Below are 350 nucleotides of genomic sequence, written 5' to 3' on the forward strand. Positions count from 1 at the left end.
AACCAGTACTGAGCCCCCAACAACCCCGCCGCGACCACCACGACCAGCACCCAGGACTTCAGCAGCACGATCAACGCTGCCACGAACCCCACGTACAGCAACCCGAGCAGGAACAGCGTGATCCCCATACGGGTGGTCAACCGCCGGTCGCTCCGGAAGCGGCTGTGCATCTGCATCACCCCGCAGTCAGGCACTCGTCCCACTGCCAGTGTGCACCCGGCCCCGCCCATGAACGGGTCGTGATCGACCCCAGGACAAGCAAAGACGTCAGCCCCCCGCACTCACCGCGAACCCGGGCCCGGACGGCCACCGGACCTGTCTCTTATACACATCTCCGAGCCCACGAGACC

General features: G+C 65.7%; 1 pseudogene. It reads right to left on the reverse strand.

The window, feature by feature from the left end:
• Window positions 1-170: pseudogene (locus IF47_RS0127070) on the reverse strand (zinc metalloprotease HtpX); the annotation flags it as partial.
• Window positions 171-350 lie beyond the last annotated feature (180 nt).

This window comes from Streptomyces megasporus, from assembly GCF_000718985.1.
In the GTDB taxonomy this organism is placed as follows: domain Bacteria; phylum Actinomycetota; class Actinomycetes; order Streptomycetales; family Streptomycetaceae; genus Streptomyces; species Streptomyces megasporus.